Consider the following 16,023-nt stretch of genomic DNA (forward strand, 5'->3'; position numbering starts at 1 on the left):
TATTTATCCGGCTAGTTGTTGTAGCAAAGGACTGTCGCTCGATAGAGCGTGATAATCCATTTTCATTGACTGACACAATAATTCTAGTTTTTCTTTATGAGATTCAAAGGCTTTTTTGATCCCATTCCGAGTACTATTTAACGAAAAGTTGAGCCAACGCTCGTCTTTTTGGTCTGTCACCAGCTCGGTACCACGAAAAAGAGTGTTCCCTTGCTCTAGCGGGTCATAAATATGAATGAGGCGGACTCGATTCCTCCGGTGCAATTGATTAAATAATGGTTTTAGCTCGGTACGATAGCGAATAAAGTCACTGATCAATACCACTTCGCTTCCTTTGGGGCACAGACGGTTGAGAGCGACAAAGGCTTGCTTCATGTCACGCTGTTCCGGTGGCGTTTGACCGCTCAGCAGCTCTTTTTGCAAAGCTACTAATTGCGCAAGAATCGTTAATGGGCCTTTGGTCCGGCTGGTGGGTTTGAGCTCCACCAGTTTGTAGCCTGTATCAATCACAGCACCAATACGATCTTTCTGTGCAATTGCTAGCCAACTTAGCAACGAAGCCAAGTGGGCAGCCTGTACGGATTTAAATAACAACGTCGAACCAAATTGCATGCTGGCACTTAGGTCGATATAGAGCACAACAGGCTTTTCACGTTCTTCCGTGAACAGCTTAGTGTGAGGTTTCCCTGTGCGTGCAGTCACCCGCCAATCAATAGTACGAATGTCATCGCCTGGCTGATATTGGCGCACTTCGGCAAAATCCATGCCTCGTCCAAGTTGTCGGCTTTGATGCTGCCCAAGCATTTGTGACCACAAGCTCTTTGCTGGTGGTAACCACTTCGCTGTATGTTGTTGGTAAGGAAGCAGCTCATCGAGACACAAATGCACACCATCGGCGTGAGTCGGTAGTGAGTAGTTCATTGTTACTCCTTACGCGCTACCTACCAATGAGAGTAAATGAGCAATAACTTGATTGGGATGAACATTCTCTGCTTGCGCTTGGTATGAAAGCAATAAGCGATGGCGCAGTACCGGGAAGATCATGGTTTGAATATCTTCAGGACTCACAAAATCACGCCCATTTAGCCAAGCATGAGCACGGGCGCAACGGTCAAGTGCGATGGTCGCTCGTGGGCTAACCCCCATCTCTAACCACTCTGCTAATTTCGCATCGTATTGGGCTGGTTTACGTGTGGCCATGATGAGACGAATTAAATAGTTTTCAATGGCTTCAGCCATATGAACATTCAATACTTCTTGGCGCGCAGCAAAAATCGCATCTTGTGAAATGCGCGGTTTTTCTTGTGCTGTTTGGCCTTTCGCTTCGCCACGGTTTAAACGCAAAATGGCGAGTTCGTGTTCTGCATCGGGATAATCGACATCAAGATGGAGTAAGAAACGGTCTAATTGTGCTTCAGGAAGTGGATAAGTTCCTTCTTGTTCAATCGGGTTTTGTGTTGCCATCACCAAGAATAATTTAGGTAAGGCATAGGTTTTGCGACCTGCGGTAATTTGTTTTTCTGCCATAGCTTCAAGCATGGCTGCTTGAACTTTGGCTGGAGCACGGTTGATTTCATCAGCCAACACCAAAGAGTTAAAAATTGGCCCCGGTTGGAAAGCGAATTCCCCGGTTTCTGGACGATAGATATCAGTACCGGTTAAATCAGCAGGAAGTAGGTCTGGGGTAAATTGAATTCGATGAAATTTTCCTTCGATGCACCCAGCTAGCGCTTTTACCGCTCGGGTTTTGGCGAGTCCAGGTGGACCTTCAACCAGAATGTGTCCATCGGCAAGTAGGGCGACCAGTAGCTGCTCTACCAAGGCATGTTGTCCAATCACTTGTTGGTTCAGATAATTCTTGAGTGTTTGAAAGGTTTCTGACTGCATAACATCCTAGTCTCTTTAGCTTATTCAGAAGTTAGTGAATCTTACCGAGAAAAAGTTCCGTAAAAAATCGTCACAAAATGTGTTTGCTGATTAATTAATCATTTCTCGCCCCTTATTGCAAAAGGTTTGGTGGCTATTTATACGGTTCAAGCTGAGAATGACATTTTGCGGTAAACATTTTTGGCTATTTCAGCTACAATCCCGACCCCTTTGACCAAACAACATTTCTAATTTAGCGGTTGCTAAATGGTGTCTGTCAATTTTTGGTCATGATCAAAGTATAAAAAGAAAAGCCATATCGCCACTTAGAGGCCATGATGTCATTACACAAATTAAGTATTAAACAAAAAGTGATCATTGGGATCACTCTCGCTGTACTCGCTTCCACTATGGTGGTTGGCATGATAGCGCAGCGTCAAACTCACGAAGTTTTACGCCACCGTTTGGTGGATGTGGAACTACCTTCTATTTTGAATCAGATTGGTGATGAAGTAGATGGACAAGTATCGGTATTGCTCAACGCTGCTCGTCAATTGGCTAATAACGAATTCATCAAACAAGCGGTTGATGATAAAAACATTGACCCGACTCAAGAGAGCATGGTGGTTAAAACCTTAAACAATGTTCGCAGTCAGTATTCGTTAAATGATGCATCGGTTGCTAACCGCCAAACCGCTTATTACTGGAACCAAAATGGCTTTTTGCGTCAGCTAAACCATCAGCAAGATGGATGGTTCTATGGTTTTGTTCAATCGAACAACCCAACGATGGTAAGCATGTTCCAAGAGGCCAATGGCGATGTAAAAATGTTTGCTAACTACCAGAACGTGTCTGGTAGCACTTTATCTGGTGTGTCTAAGTCTATGGACGATATGGTGAAGTTCTTAAACGGCTTCCATATTGAAAAAACCGGTTATGTGTTCCTTACCGATGCTCAAGGTAAAGTTCAAATTCACCGTGATACAAGCAAATCTCACAATACCCTAAGCGATTTTTATGGCTCTAGTGCGAGTCAATTGCTTAACAAAAGCGGCTTTAATTTGATTGAAACCCAGTCGAATGGTCGCGATGTATTTGTGGGTAGTCTTTACATTAAATCGATGAACTGGTTCGTTATTGGTACTGTCCCAGTTGCAGAAGTGTTTGCCGATGTAAACAGCGTTACGCACCGAATTCTGCTGATTACCTTGATTGTGGCTGTCATCTTTATTCTTGGTGGTATCTGGCTGGCGAATAGTATCGTGAACCCAATTCGTTTGCTGGCACAGCGCTTTACTGAGCTGGGTCGTGGTGATGGTGATTTATCACAACGCATCACCGTTGAAGGTCATGATGAAATTGCACAGCTTTCTCAAGGATTTAATGGATTTATCGAGAAAATTCATGTGTCTATGCGAGAAGTTGCAGAAACGAGTAATGCTTTGCAAAGCGCGGCTAATCGTGTGGCAGAAAAAGCATCAACAACGCATGATAACAGCCAAGAGCAGCGTGATCAGACCTTGCAAGTGGTTGCTGCGATCAATGAAATGGGCGCGACCATTAGTGAAATCGCATCTAATGCCTCAACGGCTGCGGAAACGGCAACCGATGCGTCGAGAAATACCGATACCGGTCGTGACGTCGTGAACAAAGCGAAAGATGTGATTGGTCGCTTGGCAAATGATATGGAAAGCAATGGTCAAGTTGTTAAACAACTTGCCGACACTACGCAAAATATTGGTTCCATTTTGGAGGTTATTCGTGGCATTTCGGAGCAAACCAACCTATTGGCGTTGAATGCTGCTATTGAAGCTGCGCGTGCCGGTGAACAGGGCCGAGGTTTTGCTGTAGTGGCTGATGAAGTGCGTAATCTAGCGGGTCGTACAGCTAGCTCTACCGATGAAATTCAAGCGATGATTAACCAATTACAGTCGGATGCAAAAGACGCAGTAGAAGCCATGCTAGCAGGGCAACTTGTCACTCAAGATGGTGTGAGCGCAGCAGATGAAGCTGTAGGGGTATTAGCAAATATCTCGGAGCGTATTCACGATATTTCTGATCGTAATATCCAAGTTGCTACTGCGACAGAAGAGCAGTCTACCGTGGTACACGCGATAAACGTTAATATTGAAGAGATCAACTCAATCAATGAGATGACGACCAATACCGCTGAGGAATTGGCAGACGCAAGCCATGAATTGCAAGATCTTTCATCACGTCTTGATCGCATGGTTGGCAGCTTCAAACTGTAAACCCTAGCATCTGCATGGGGAGTTGGGTAAACTCCCCATCAGTGTAATTTAACTAGGTCACCGTTTATTAGGTCACCATTTAACTAGGTAACAATCATGAGCGATTTTGAAAAAGAACTAGAACTAATGTCTCAGGAACTGGGTGATGAGCCAGAAGTAAAACTTCCTTCACTTGATGAGCAGCAAGCGATTGTTGCCGAGCTAAAACAGCTTGAAAAAGAAGGCAAACTGACACCTGAAGTGTTAGAAAAATTCTTTGGTAAGTACTACGCTACGGCAGAAAAATCGGTTCATTAATTGCTGCTGAACTCGATAAGGTCGCCTTGTGCGGCCTTTATTTTTAACTCGTTTTTTCATTGGTTACTTTTAATCCATCATCACTATTTATGGTGATGTTTATCGTCCCTCTCCTCGTTTTGTATCCAAATCACACTCTACCCATCAAGATTTTGTGCTGAAAGTGATTCAGCAAGCAAAATTTATGCACTCTTTCTGACTTCCTATCACCATGATCACGATGTGCATTTTTGCATATTGAATCCGTTACTCATGAGCGTATTCTTTTTGCTGAATCGATTCAGTCCAATAAAAATGCAGAAACTAATAAGGAAAATCTATGAAAGTGAAACTAACCCTTGCAGCGATAACCCTTGCGCTGGCTTCTCTCAATACTCAAGCGGCTGAATTTTTATTAACTGATGCGGCGACCGGAAGCGATGTGGGCAACTGGCAGGTCACCAGTAGTACGTTGGGGATGACATCGGGTCCGGCATTCTCTGTTGAAAAACGTCGATTACATGGCGGGAAACAAGAGGGAGTTGATGTTTTGGTGGTAAACAATGGCGAGCTATCGGTCACCTTGGTGCCAACACGTGGTATGGGAATCTATCAAGTCACTCGTCAGGGGCATCGTATTCTAGGTTGGGATTCGCCAGTAAAAGAGATTGTTAACCCAGCCTACATTGATTTAGAAAGCCGTAATGGTCTTGGTTGGCTTGATGGCTTTAACGAAATGATGGTGCGTTGTGGCTTTGAGTGGACCGGTCACCCTGGTTATGACGATGATGGGCATCTATTAACATTACACGGTCGTGCTCAGAATACGCCAGTTTCCATGGTTAAAGTGATTATTGATGATCAACCGCCACATAAAATCACGGTTCTAGGTCAGGTTGCTGAACGAACCTTTAAGAAAACCCAACTGGTTACCATGACCGAATTACAAACGGTACCGGGATCGAACGCGTTCTCTATTCATGACAAACTCACCAATGTGTCGGATTATGACGATGAATACCAAATTATTTACCACTCCAACTTTGGCCGTCCAATCTTAGAAAAAGGCGCAAAAGTCACGATTGCCGCGTCGGAAATCTCGCCATTTAACGACTATGCAAAAGCGGGTTTAAAAGAATGGCAAACTTACCTCGGCCCAACGAAAGGCTTTGATGAGATGGTGTTTAACTTAAAATCGCTAGGGGATAGCAAAGGTAATACACTGGCAGTGCTAAACAATAAAGCCGCCAATTCTGGGGTATCTATTCATTACAATGTAAAACAACTTCCGGTGATTGGCCTGTGGAAAAACACCGACACAGAGAGTCAAGGCTATGTGACTGGTATTGAACCTGGAACCAGTTATTCCTACAACACCAAGCTTCAGCGTCCATTGGGATTGGTGCCTACCATTAAAGCGGGTGAATCGAAGCACTTTGATTTGACATACACCGTGTTACGTTCATCAGCTGAAGTGAAAGGGGCGTTAAAAGAGGTTGCCAAAATCATGAAGGGCAAAGAAGTGAAATTGGTGAAAGAGCCTCTCGCGAAAGAGTAGTTTCTTGATTCGATGAACTAAATGAAAAAGGCTCATCTGGTATATACCCAAGTAACCGCATCTTGAGGTCATTTGGGTATAGATGGGCCTTTTCTTTATGGGAACAATAATACCAGTGATTATGGTAGTTTATTCACCAAGTTCGTTTTGTGCGTGTCTAGGTCTGATTGTACGACCGTTGGCCACCCTTGTTTCCAATGGATAGGCAGAATACGCAGTTTCTGAAGTGCGTTATCAGCGGTTTCATAGGCATGAAAGACCATGTAATCTTTTCCTTTGAAGGTGTAAGCCGCATTATGCCCAAGAGCAACCCAGTTCTTATTTCCTTTTAAAACCAGAGTACCACCGCCTTCAAGCATCGATTTCCCCGCTTTGTCATAGTATGGACCTTGGATGTCTTTACTTCGTCCGACACGAATATTGTAGGTACTGTCCATCCCGCGACAGCAAAGATCAAACGAGACAAAAAGATAGTAATAGCCGTTTTTGTAGAAGATAAAAGGCGCTTCTATTGCCCCGTTCCCTGCTTTAGCTTCATCGCTTTCATTATTTGGACGACGCGCAAGGTTATACCACTCTTCTGGCTCTGCTATTTTTGTCAGTGAAGGATCCAATTTCACCAGTTTTAATCCGTTCCAAAAAGAACCAAATGCTAACCATGGGGTTCCTTTTTTATCAAAAGCTACTGCTGGATCAATCGCATTCCAATCGTCGCGATTAGGTACCGATTGCAGCACAATGCCCTGGTCGACCCATTGATAATTTTTTGCTTGTGGATCCAAGGTTGGAGTTGTGGTGACGCCAATAGCCGATGTATTTTTGCCAAACGCAGACACAGAGTAGTAAAGGTAAAACTGCCCGTTGTGGTGGACCACATCAGGAGCCCATAAGTGGCCATTGAACTCAGGCGCTACTTTTTTAGCCCAGGAAGGTTCTGTAGCGAAAGCTCGGCCCATGAGTTGCCAGTTTTTCATATCCTTTGAGGCATAAAAAGTGATACCGGGGCCAGTACTAAAAGCGTAGTAAACACCGTTATCAACCGCCATGACAGGGTCGTGTACTTCTACTTGTTTGGCAAGCACGTTATAACTGGCACTGCAACAGACGAGCAGCGGTAGGAGTGCTGTGCGAAAGAGTCTCATCAAACTGTCCTTTGTTATTGGAATTGAAACTCTACTGTATTGAATTCCTTATAGTAAGACTGAGATCTTGATGCCGATTGAAGCATGAGTTGAACATGCTTATCTCAATTACGAGGGACGCATGCAAATTAATTAGTGGGCTCGGGAGCGGTTAGAGTGAGACGCTATCTCTCTAAGCTGCTTAATAAGCACACCTTCGCTTTGTGCGCCTGACATAAGATGTACTTCATTGATGATCATGGCGGGTACAACTTGAATGCCCGCTTGCAACCACTGCCTTTCAATGCTGGCAACAGCGCCTGACCAAGAAGGCTCTTTGATGACTTGCTCACAAAGCACTCGGTCTAGCCCTAAATCTGTCGCTATATTAAGTAACACTTCGTCATTATCCAGGGGGAGATGATGGTAGAAATAGTCATGAAACAGACGTTCAATCATGGGTTGCTGACAGTGGTTTTGCATTGCCCACTGCACTAATTGATGTGCTTTGCGGGTATTGTAAATGGACATGTCATCATCAAAATCGAACTTAATGCCTAATTCATAACCAAGTTTGGTGACATGCTCTTGTAGCTCACGGCATGCTTGCTCTGATGTTTTATATTGACGAGCAAGATACTGTAGTAACGATTCGCCACCCGGGACAATGGCAGGATTAAGCTCAAAAGGATACCAGTAGAGTTCAACGTCGATCTCTTCTTCAAGGTGCTTAATGGCTTTTTGCAAGCGAGCATAACCAATGTAACACCATGGGCAGACCACATCGGCAACAATATCAATTTTAATTTTGCGCATAGATTTTATCCCGTTCTTCTCATCGTGAGTTGCTGTTGTCATCAAATGCTGAACATTTGTGTTCTCTATTCCTTGTTGCTATGAAAACAGCACATCCAGATGCAAACCCTGAGTGTCAAAATCTATCGTGATTGTCTAGTTTGTGGGTCAACGCTTATTTCGTGCTAAAACCTAGTGTTATTACGTTACTCTTGGTTGTTTTATGAACAAGTGAATTTCAGCGTAGCGGGTTATGGTTATCATCTCAACTATAAATCGTGCTACTTAGCTAAAGAGAATAGCGAATAAATGGTCGACTTGTTGATTGATAAAGTGTTTTTGAACGGAGACCTTGTTATACCTAAATGAGCTCAAGATGCAGAATTAAGATCTTCGTCAACGAGCGTGGGTTAAGCTCAATGACACAATGAATGGTCATACCCTTTCAACGTGATAGGGTATATAAATTTCTGTTAACGATTTTAGGTCATTCTATACTGATGGTTACATACTGCTAAGCCGCGTTTTTCATTGTGATTTCGGACGGATAGCGGATTTCAAGAGGTTGCCTTTATGACTGCTCAACCAACAGATGTCATTTTACATGCCTTCGATTGGCCCTATGAGATGATTTGCGCTAGGGCAGAGAGTATTGCGGCTTGTGGTTACCGCAGTGTTTTAATTTCCCCACCAATGAAATCGTTTAAACATCCATGTGGCACACCGTGGTGGCAACGTTATCAGCCGCAAGATTACCGTGTTATTGATAACCAACTGGGTAACAAGGAAAGTTTGAGTGTCATGATCGACCGGCTTGGGCAGGTAGGGGTGCGAGTTTATGCTGATGTGGTATTTAACCACATGGCGAATGAATCTAAGTGGCGCAACGACCTAGTCTACCCTAATCGCCGCGACCTTCGCGCCTATCAGCAAGATAATGACTATTATCAACGACAACAGTTGTTTGGTAATTTGAATGAACCCTTATTCAGTGAAAAAGATTTTGTTGCTGAGTTTGGCATTCGTGACTGGAAAGACAAGTGGCAAGTTCAAAATGGACGCATTACTGGTGGTCCACATGATCGCGGTCTGCCGACCTTAAAAGACTCACCGTATGTGATTGAACAGCAAAAGGCGTTTTTATTAGCACTAAAGGCATTGGGTATTCAAGGATTTCGTATTGACGCCGCCAAACACCTTACGTTAAACCACATTAAGCAGGTATGGAGTGAAGAGGTAGTGCAAGGAATGCATATCTTTGGTGAGATAATCACCGATGGAGGTGCGACCAAGCAAGAATATCAACTGTTTTTGCAGCCCTATCTCGCCCAAACACCGTTGAGTGCCTACGACTTTCCTCTGTTTCAAACCCTGTTTAACGCCCTGCAGGAGCACGGTAACTTAGCGACCTTGGTGGACCCATATTGTTTTGGCGAAGCGCTGTCAAAAGAGCGTGCAGTGACGTTTGCTATTACCCATGATATTCCAAACAATCAGGTATTTAGAAACCTAATTATGACAGAGCAACAAGAAGCGTTAGCCTACACCTATCTTTTGGGGCGTGATGGTGGTGTTCCTCTGATCTATAGTGATCTCAATACGAGTGGTGTGGTGAACTCAAATGGACAGCCAAGGTGGCTAAATCAGTGGAATCATCATGCTATGACAGGAAAAATTGAGTTTCATAATCGTATGCATGGTTTAGCGATGCATACCTTGTTAGCGGAAGATGAGTTCTTGGTCTTTGCTCGAGAAAAGCAAGGTTTGGTGGCAATGAATAAGTCTTCTTCAGAACGAGAGTTTACTTTTGCCACGAAGCAAAACTGGGTGGATTTGATCATCGGCGACTCTTTCTCTCCTGTGGGCGATGGCATGCTAACGTTTTCGGTCGCTGCGCAAAGCAGTCGTATGCTATGTGTAGAAGCTTGATGCTCAGTGGTACTAAATAATTTTTGCTAATGTCATGTGTTTCTCAGTTGGATTTTGAGACAAAAAAAACCGCAGCGGAAGGTAAGCTGCGGAAATCAAAGGCAGTGGGGGAGCCTAGTATTGCTAGGACGAGATTATTTTGACTTGAACCCCCCAAGAATGTGTCTTTTTTAAGACACCTTTTTGTCAATTATTTCCCAAATCTTCTGCAAATCGTTGTACAAAAAAAGCAGGTATAGCATCTGTATGTACTTGGTCTAAATACATTTAAATGAATAACTAGCGAAAAAAGAAAAGCCTCAAGGGCCTTTTTACAGGCCTCATGAGGCATTATGACGTTGCTAGTAATTGTAATTCGGTTCTGAAATTCAGAGGCTGAACTAACCCTAGTTGGTTAGTTGAGTTATTGCAAAGTACATGTTGATGAAATTAATCAGTTTCGTTCCGCTATGTGATGTGGCTTCAGGGAAGAATGCAATAATGTATGAAAATCCATAATATATTTCACGATTAATAATGCATTTAAATTCATTGAATCAATGTGTTGTGAAGCAAATTTGAGTTATGACACTAGTTTCTAATTCAACAAAAACTGATTTGCAGCAAACTATCTTTGTGCAAAATGCGTAGTATGAAAGGCATAAAGCTGCTTTAGCAGCATTTTCTTCCAGCTAAGGTGTCCCTTAGGCTGAGTCTTGACTGAACATGAGTACCTGCAATGGAAAATCTTGTTGAGCGTTTTTTGCGCTATGTAACGTTTGAAACCCAATCCAAACCCAAAAATCATCATTGTCCGAGCTCTACTGGGCAGAAGGTGTTTGCACAAGCACTTTATCAAGAGTTGCAGGATCTAGGCTTGGCTGAGGTGAGCATTGATGACCGTTGCTATGTGATGGCAAAACTCAAATCTAACGTGGCTTTTCCCGTCCCCGCTATTGGTTTCATTTCCCATATGGACACGGCACCCGATGCTTCTGGCAAAAATGTGAAGCCACAGATTGTTGAAAATTATCAAGGTGGCGACATTGCTTTGGGTAAAGGTGATGAAGTTTTGTCACCAATACAATATCCAGAGCTGCACTCGTTGCACGGTTATAATTTGATTACCACCGACGGTACGACGCTCCTCGGGGGTGATGACAAAGCGGGTGTGGCTGAGATCATGACGGCAGTAGAGTATCTCATCCAACATCCTGAAATTCCACACGGTGATATTTGCATTGGCTTTACTCCAGATGAAGAAATCGGACGCGGTGCCAACCATTTTGATGTGGAAAAATTTGGTGCACAGTGGGCATATACCATTGATGGCGGTCCTGTTGGTGAACTGGAATTTGAGAACTTCAATGGTTCGACTGCTGAAGTGATCTGTCATGGGGTCAGCGTTCACCCAGGTACAGCAAAAGGTAAACTGGTGAACTCAATGCACATTGCTGCCCAGTTTATTCAAAGTATGCCTGCAGAACAGACACCAGAACATACAGAAGGTTATGAAGGTTTTATCCACCTGACTTCGGCAAAGATGGGGGTGGCACGTTCAGAGCTGACGTATTTCCTTCGAGACTTTGAAGCACAAGGTTTAGAAGAGAAAAAAGCCTTAATGAACGCTAAGGTTGAACAGCTAAATCGAGAGTTACGCAAAGGTTCTGTGAGTTTAAATATCACCGACAGTTATTCCAATATGCGCGATATGGTTGAACCGCATCCACACATTATTGAGATTGCTAAAGAGTCGATGATGGCATGTCACGTTGAGCCATTAATTAAACCGATTCGTGGTGGTACGGATGGAGCTCGCCTCTCTTTTATGGGGTTACCTTGCCCTAATATCTTTACTGGTGGCTACAATTTCCACGGTATTCATGAATTCATTACGATTGAAGGCATGGAACAAGCAGCGAATGTGATTGTCAAAATTGCTGAACGGACAGCAAGCCGTTATCAGGCTTAAAAGAACCGTCCTATTTTCCTTACGTTTGGCGATGGGGTTACTCATCGCCTTTTCTTTGCTCCTATTCTTGTATCCCACTAAAGTATAAGAACTTTTGCCTTTTTATCTCCCTCTTATATGCACCAAGTTGCTTTTCTTGAGTGAGAACATTTGACCTAACACGTAATTTCACCATCTTCTTACGTGATTTTCTGTGTACTCAGCTACTATGCTCTTCTCAGTGGGTTAGATGAATAATCCGCTGCATTTATCTGGGGAGAAGAGTTTTGGTGGATAAATTTAACGCGGTAGTGGCGTTTTTAATGACATATAAGTTGGTATTTACCGCGCTAATTTTTATAGTTATGGGGATTGCTCGTCGTTTATTACTGAGTATGATTCGCGGCGATGTCTCGTTTTTAAGTGATGATCAGCGCAAATGGATGTCGCGCACCAAAAACGGTGTGTTCGCTGGTACGTTAATCGCCTTATTTATTTTATGGCAGTCTGAAATCAATGAATTTGCTCTTTCTGTTACCGCTATTGCTGTTGCTATCGTGGTGGCATCGAAAGAGATCATCTTGTGTCTTACCGGTTCCATTCAAAGAGCGAGCTCTCGCTCCTTTCGGGTCGGCGATTGGATTGAAGTAGGGCAGCTTTGTGGGGAAGTGATTGACCACAATATGATGGCTACTGTTATTCAGGAAATCGATTTACTTCATGGTCAATACCACTACACAGGTAAAACGGCGACATTGCCAAACAGTATGTTTTTTACCTATCCGGTGAAAAATCTGAATTTTATGAAACGTTATGTGTTTCATAACTTTAAAATTGTGGTGCCCCATTTTGTGAATTTGTTTCCGCTGCTGCCAGAGCTGCGTACGCGCATTCAAGAACACTTTAGTCACTTTATCGATGTGGCTCGCCGCTACAACAGCATGATAGAAAAACACGCTGGTGTTGACTTGCCTAGTGCCGAACCACATATTGAAATAACCAGTACCAACGCGGGTGAATTAGTCGTTCATTTCATGATCTTTTGCCCAACAGAGCGAGCCAATCAGTTTGAGCAGATGATTCGTCAAGACTTCATGGAAATATTTGCCCATGCCTTTCCTGATCTGTCAGCCACACCGAATGTCGCAGAGTTAACGACTGAAGTGATCGAGTCGGAAGAGGAACCGCTCAAGAAGAAGTTTAAGCCACAAGGCGCACTGATGTTAAAAGTGCGCAATTATGTTAATACTTTTTGGAACAAGTAATCGTATGTTGGCGTGAGACTTCAATACCTAGCCTTTTCGCTAAACGAGTTAAATTCGCCCGGTCAACCTTGAGTGTCCGGGCAGCCTCTGCCCAGTTCATCTGTGCTTCTGTTAGCGCTTCAATGACCAAGTGACGCTGGAACTCATCGGTAGCTTCTCTTAGTCCTGTCTCTTCATTTAAAAGACCAATATGGTTCTCTTGGTAATGATGGTTTGCATCTTGTATCGAATCATTAAGATCATCATCCAGTTGCCCGATATCTTCGCTGGTGACGGTGACGCGCGATTTGTCACTCATACGTGCTCGAGCTTTCAATGCAGCACGATTAATCACATGTTCCAATTCACGGACGTTGCCAGGCCAAGGGTAGTGCATTAAGTGATGCAGGGCGGAAGGAATCATCTTGAGTTGTACAATCCCCAATTTGCGGCGTGCTATTTCCAAAAAGTACCCTGCAAGTAAGGAGATATCGCCCGCACGTTCTCGCAGTGGTGGTACGAAAATAGGGTAAACACTTAATCGATGATATAAATCCGCACGAAAGCGGCCCTCTTTCACCTCTTGTTTTAAATCTCGGTTTGTGGCGGCTAAAATACGGACATTCACCGTCTCGACTTTATCTTGTCCAACCGGTTGTATTTCGTGATTCTGTAGTGCTCGTAAAATCTTGCTTTGTGCTGCAAGTGGAAGCTCGCCTATTTCATCCAAAAACAGTGTACCGCCATCGGCCAAAGCAAACTTACCTAGCCGGTGGCGATCAGCTCCGGTAAACGCGCCTCGAACATGACCAAATAACTCACTTTCTACCAGGTTTTCCGGTATTGCCGCACAGTTCACGTAGATTAATGGTTGGCGAGCTCGGGGGGATTGCGTATGCAATGTGCGAGCTACTAACTCTTTGCCAACCCCGGTTTCTCCATGAATGAGGATGTTAAAACTCGATGGTGCGACCACATCAATATCCGACTTCATAGTGAGTATGGCTTCACTGGCGCCAATGATTTCGCCGCCATTTTTTTCTGATGCTTCTTGGTTAAGTTGCTCAAAACGCAATTGAGTTTGGCGTGCTTGTGCCTCCAATTGAGAAAAGGTAAGTGCCATTTTTAAGCTAGAAGCAGCGATAGCCGCAAGACCTTCTAAACTGCGTTTGGAGAGATGGTCAAACATATTGGGCCTTAAGCTGTCGAGTGTCAGAACGCCTAGAAGTTCTTCGCCAAAGATCAGCGGTAATCCCATGCATGAGTGCATCAAGAGTTCATCATCATGGTCTAGTAGTAAACCATCAAAGGGATCGGGAAGTTCACAATCAGCGTCAAATAGAGTCGGACTATTTGAGTGGCAGATCTGCTCAAGACGTGGATGATCAGACACAATAAACCGGCGGCCTAAGGTATCTCTAGTGAGGCCTTGCATCGCTAATGGCACTAATGTGTCGCCTTGTTTTGACATCAAAACCACACAATCGCATTGGATGGTTTTACGCACCGCATCGAGTAACCGACTAAATCGGTCTTGGTCGCTAAGTCCGCTAGCGAGGCCTACGGTCATGTCCACTAACGTCGAAATTGAGAAGTCTTGCATAACAATCTGCATATTGGTTTTTTCGATATTATGCAGTCAAAAAGACTTATTTGCAATTTGTCAAAATGACATGAATTAAACTTTAGAAATAATGTAATTATATATATTTCATATAGTTATATTTTGGCATGCGGTGTGCAATCTAAGTGTAGGCTAGAAAACTGTGAAGAAGGTTCACAGTCAATTTTGGTTCAATAAAACTCAGCTATAAGAGGAAAAATCATGCTCAGTGAACACCATATTGCGGTGATTAAAAATACCATTCCACTATTGGCTTCTGCTGGTCCGGAACTAACCCGACATTTTTATCAACGTATGCTTAGTCAGAATCCAGAGTTAAAACATATTTTTAACTTGTCCCATCAAAAAAGTGGTCGGCAAAGTGTCGCTCTATTTGAAGCTATCGCGGCGTATGCGAAAAACATTGATAATCTTGCCGCGTTAACCTCTGCGGTGGAGCGCATCGCGCATAAACACACAAGCTTCAATATCAAGCCAGAGCACTATCAAATTGTAGGATATCACCTGATAGAGACGTTGCGTGAGCTTGCTGGTGAGGCCTTTACCAACGAAGTTGAAGAGGCATGGACTGCGGCTTATCTCTTCTTAGCAGAGGTGTTTATTCAACGAGAAGAGCAAATTTATACTCACAATGAATACTCGGTTGGTGGATGGCGAGGTAAACGTCGCTTTGTTGTTAGCCAAATGCAGCGAGAATCTCAAAGTGTCATCAGCTTCATTCTGGTTCCTGAAGATGGAGAAGCAGTGATGGATTATTTACCTGGTCAGTATTTAGGCGTTGAAGTTACACCACCTGACAGCAGTTATCGTGAAATTCGCCAATATTCACTATGCTCTGCACCGAATGGCCATTCCTATCGTATCGCAGTGAAAAAATTGGCTGACCAACATGGTGGAGCTGTATCTCGGTTTATGCATGAGCACCTTTATGTCGGCTCGGTGATTGATGTCTATCCTCCAGCTGGAGATTTTTACTATCAAGAGCGAAATAAGCCCGTGGTTTTCATCTCAGCTGGCGTTGGTGTCACTCCTATTCAAGCGATGCTGCATTCCGCTGCTAAAACAGGTAAAGCAGAGCTGACGTACCTCTACGCTTGTCCAACTGAAGCGGACCATGTATTTCGTCAGGAAACAGAAGATGTGGTCTCTAAGCATGGTTGGAGACAACAGGTTTGGTACGAGCAGGGGGCAATTCAAGGGCAGAATTCGGGGTTGATGAATTTAACTGAGCAAACTTTTCCAGAGCAGGCAGATTTCTACTTATGTGGCCCGCTGCCTTTTATGCAGCATATTATAAAACAGCTTTTGACGTTAGGCATTGCCAGTGAATCGATTCATTATGAAGTGTTCGGTCCGTTTGCGTCTGCTGATGTCTAATCAAAGCCGTATTGGTGTTAGAGTCGTTATGGGGGAATAAATCGAATTCTG

Annotated in this window: 11 protein-coding genes and 1 pseudogene; 7 read left to right on the top strand and 5 right to left on the bottom strand. The window is 43.7% G+C overall.

Annotated elements, in window-relative coordinates:
• Window positions 1-3: 3 nt before the first annotated feature.
• Both JCM16456_RS16075 and JCM16456_RS16080 read right to left on the bottom strand, forming a co-directional pair.
• On the bottom strand, window positions 4-921 hold the full coding sequence (locus JCM16456_RS16075; protein WP_068716371.1) for a DUF58 domain-containing protein: 918 nt from the start codon (window positions 919-921) through the stop codon (window positions 4-6).
• Between the two features lie 9 nt (window positions 922-930).
• On the bottom strand, window positions 931-1,887 hold the full coding sequence (locus JCM16456_RS16080; protein ID WP_068716373.1) for an AAA family ATPase: 957 nt from the start codon (window positions 1,885-1,887) through the stop codon (window positions 931-933).
• Window positions 1,888-2,201: 314 nt separating this feature from the next.
• Here JCM16456_RS16080 and JCM16456_RS16085 point away from each other — a divergent pair, with 314 nt between their 5' ends.
• The 3 genes from JCM16456_RS16085 to JCM16456_RS16095 all read left to right on the top strand — a co-directional run bounded on the left by JCM16456_RS16085 (window position 2,202) and on the right by JCM16456_RS16095 (window position 5,952).
• Complete coding sequence (locus JCM16456_RS16085) at window positions 2,202-4,118, top strand: methyl-accepting chemotaxis protein (RefSeq protein WP_068716375.1); 1,917 nt, start codon at window positions 2,202-2,204, stop codon at window positions 4,116-4,118.
• Window positions 4,119-4,214: 96 nt separating this feature from the next.
• Entirely contained in the window at window positions 4,215-4,415 is a 201-nt protein-coding gene (locus JCM16456_RS16090) for a chromosome partitioning protein ParA (RefSeq protein WP_068716378.1), read from the top strand.
• A gap of 319 nt (window positions 4,416-4,734) precedes the next feature.
• Window positions 4,735-5,952 (top strand): aldose 1-epimerase family protein, encoded by a 1,218-nt coding sequence (locus JCM16456_RS16095; protein WP_068716380.1) that lies wholly within the window; start codon window positions 4,735-4,737, stop codon window positions 5,950-5,952.
• Between the two features lie 119 nt (window positions 5,953-6,071).
• On the opposite strand, the gene JCM16456_RS16100 is transcribed toward JCM16456_RS16095, so the two are convergent.
• Complete coding sequence (locus tag JCM16456_RS16100; RefSeq protein ID WP_068716382.1) at window positions 6,072-7,094, bottom strand: arabinan endo-1,5-alpha-L-arabinosidase; 1,023 nt, start codon at window positions 7,092-7,094, stop codon at window positions 6,072-6,074.
• Window positions 7,095-7,226: 132 nt separating this feature from the next.
• Window positions 7,227-7,889 carry a DsbA family oxidoreductase gene (locus tag JCM16456_RS16105; RefSeq protein ID WP_068718985.1) on the bottom strand — a complete coding sequence of 221 codons (663 nt, stop codon included), beginning with the start codon at window positions 7,887-7,889 and terminating at the stop codon, window positions 7,227-7,229.
• 552 nt (window positions 7,890-8,441) lie between these two features.
• Between JCM16456_RS16105 and JCM16456_RS16110 the strand changes: the two genes are divergently transcribed.
• From JCM16456_RS16110 to JCM16456_RS16120, 3 genes and pseudogenes are all read left to right on the top strand, one after another.
• Window positions 8,442-9,797 (top strand): alpha-amylase family glycosyl hydrolase, encoded by a 1,356-nt coding sequence (locus tag JCM16456_RS16110; protein ID WP_068716388.1) that lies wholly within the window; start codon window positions 8,442-8,444, stop codon window positions 9,795-9,797.
• A 718-nt stretch (window positions 9,798-10,515) separates the two neighbouring features.
• Complete coding sequence (gene pepT, locus JCM16456_RS16115) at window positions 10,516-11,748, top strand: peptidase T (RefSeq protein WP_068716389.1); 1,233 nt, start codon at window positions 10,516-10,518, stop codon at window positions 11,746-11,748.
• Window positions 11,749-12,017: 269 nt separating this feature from the next.
• Window positions 12,018-12,872, top strand: a pseudogene (locus JCM16456_RS16120) (mechanosensitive ion channel family protein); the annotation flags it as partial.
• Window positions 12,873-12,969: 97 nt separating this feature from the next.
• On the opposite strand, the gene norR reads toward JCM16456_RS16120, so the two are convergent.
• Window positions 12,970-14,586, bottom strand: coding sequence for a nitric oxide reductase transcriptional regulator NorR (norR, locus tag JCM16456_RS16125; RefSeq protein WP_408068390.1), 1,617 nt, complete (start codon window positions 14,584-14,586; stop codon window positions 12,970-12,972).
• A 210-nt stretch (window positions 14,587-14,796) separates the two neighbouring features.
• On the opposite strand from norR, the gene hmpA reads away from it, so the two are divergent.
• Complete coding sequence (gene hmpA / locus JCM16456_RS16130) at window positions 14,797-15,972, top strand: NO-inducible flavohemoprotein (RefSeq protein ID WP_068716391.1); 1,176 nt, start codon at window positions 14,797-14,799, stop codon at window positions 15,970-15,972.
• The last annotated feature ends 51 nt before the right edge of the window (window positions 15,973-16,023 follow it).

Source organism: Vibrio tritonius (genome assembly GCF_001547935.1).
In the GTDB taxonomy this organism is placed as follows: domain Bacteria; phylum Pseudomonadota; class Gammaproteobacteria; order Enterobacterales; family Vibrionaceae; genus Vibrio; species Vibrio tritonius.